A 1,901-nucleotide genomic window follows, 5' to 3' on the forward strand; every position below is an offset into this window, starting at 1 on the left:
CCTTAATACCCCTCTTAAAACTGCCGCTTGGATGGCTTTGGCAGGCAGGATGGGGGATATGATTGTTTCGATAACGTAATGAAAAAGGTTGGCCTACAAAGTAAGAAGGTCGGTGTACGGGTGTTACCCATACACATAAAAAAAGGGCCTCCATTTCTGGAAGCCCCTTGCCTGTCTGTCTGATCCATATTCCTTTGTGGGTCGTCCTGTTATCGTCCCGCCTGCCATCACCCCGCCACGACCCTTCCTGTGAGGGCAAACCAGCGGCGCAGGCTGGTATCCATCACTTCATCGGTCATGCGGTTGCGCTCCACTTCCCCGATGCCGCGCTCCGTCCACAAATCACCCAATGCCTCAAGGGTTGCCGTCAAGGCACGCTGGTAGTCATCGTCTGTCCGGTTCCGGTCATGGCAGTAATCGGCAATCACCACGCCAGCGCCGTGCGTACCCAGTTCAGACAGGCCCGGTTGCGGCTTCTCGCCCCGGTAGAGTTCAGCCATCTTGTCTGTGGCTGCATCCATTGCCGCCTGCTATCAGGTGGAGACAGCGCCAGTCCGTTTCGGGGTCTGTGTTTTTTGGTGTAACCAGTGTAACCAGTGTAACCGGCTTTCGGATTGGCTGTTTCCCGCCATTTTTCTGGCCTATTTCTGGTTACACAAAGGGACGGGCAATGTGTAACCCGTGTAACCGGGGACGGATGGGCCATCAGTTACGGGTTAAGCCTTGCCACCCTGCACGACTGCCAGCTTGGCGCCGGGGCGTGGGATTAGGGCAAGTTCTTCCTGCGTGGCGCGGCTGCCGACCTCGGCCACATGCCGGTTCATGTAGTAGCGGGCGAGGCCCGGCCCGCGCATTCCGGCCACCTTCTCGCGCTCGGAGAAAATCGCGCCGAAGCTCACCAGCTCGTTCATGACGGCTGTAACTTCGTTGACCCGGATACCGACTTTTTCCGCGATTTCCTCACGGGTCAGCATGATCTGGCCGGTATGGGGAAACAGGTGGTCGAACAGCAGCGTCCATACGTCCACGGCCTTCATGGGCCGCTTACTGTTCTTCAGCAGCCAGAGGGTGACGGCGCGATTCTGGGCGGGACGGATCATGACGAACGGCTCCGTGGTTCCGGGGTCTGGGGTGGTGAGGTTCTTGATCTGGACGTAGAGCCGTCCGACCGCATCCCGCATCGGTCCATCGTCCTCTGCGAAGGGCAGAAGGGCTTGCTTCAACAGGTCGGCTTGGTCCTCGCGGAGCCGGTCTTTGCGGGTCTTGAGACGGGTGACATTCCGCATGTGGGGAACCTCTGTATATGGGCCGAATAGGTCGCACACTGTGCGACTTTATGGTCGCATGTGGTGCGACCTAATGGCAAGCCATTTTTGGCGGTTTCCCAGCGAAAATCGCGGATCGGCAAACCCCTAGATAAAAATAAGATATTAATCCTTTCCTATGGTCCTTTCCTTTTTTCGGTGGAAAACTGCCATTTTCGACGTGTTCAGTCGGCGGAAATCGCTCTTCCGAATTGCTCAGGAAGAGGGAGGGGTTGGCGATCATCGTAAATTATCGCTGGAAACCCCGGCGTTCAGGCCGGGGAGGAAAGCGGTTCCGCTCTTTACTGAACGGACTTTCCATATTAAGTTAATTACATGTCGTTTCGTGGCTTTACATACAGGCTCAAACCCAACGCCTTGCAGGAAGAAGCCTTTCTTCAATTCGCAGGCGTCTGCCGTCTTGTGTGGAACCTAGCCCTTGAGCAGCGCCGCGATCACTGGCGGAACTATCAGGCCAGAACCGGCGACAACCTGAACTACGTGACGCAGGCGCGGGAGCTTACCATTCTGCGCCGCGAGGTGGACTTTGTCCGCGCCGTCAGCCAGACCAGTCAGCAATATGCGCTCAAGGCACTG

3 protein-coding genes are annotated in these 1,901 nt (G+C 56.8%); 1 reads left to right on the forward strand and 2 read right to left on the reverse strand.

The window, feature by feature from the left end; genetic code table 11:
• Positions 1-227: 227 nt before the first annotated feature.
• Both CFR72_RS17015 and CFR72_RS17020 read right to left on the reverse strand, forming a co-directional pair.
• Positions 228-521, reverse strand: a complete 294-nt coding sequence (locus tag CFR72_RS17015) for a hypothetical protein (RefSeq protein WP_244182366.1) — start codon at positions 519-521, stop codon at positions 228-230.
• Between the two features lie 195 nt (positions 522-716).
• Positions 717-1,286, reverse strand: a complete 570-nt coding sequence (locus CFR72_RS17020) for a hypothetical protein (RefSeq protein ID WP_019087465.1) — start codon at positions 1,284-1,286, stop codon at positions 717-719.
• 354 nt (positions 1,287-1,640) lie between these two features.
• On the opposite strand from CFR72_RS17020, the gene CFR72_RS17025 reads away from it, so the two are divergent.
• The coding region (locus CFR72_RS17025; RefSeq protein WP_167400440.1) for a helix-turn-helix domain-containing protein at positions 1,641-1,901 on the forward strand (261 nt) is incomplete at its 3' end.

It is taken from the genome of Gluconacetobacter entanii, assembly GCF_003206495.1.
Classification (GTDB): Bacteria; Pseudomonadota; Alphaproteobacteria; order Acetobacterales; family Acetobacteraceae; genus Novacetimonas; species Novacetimonas entanii.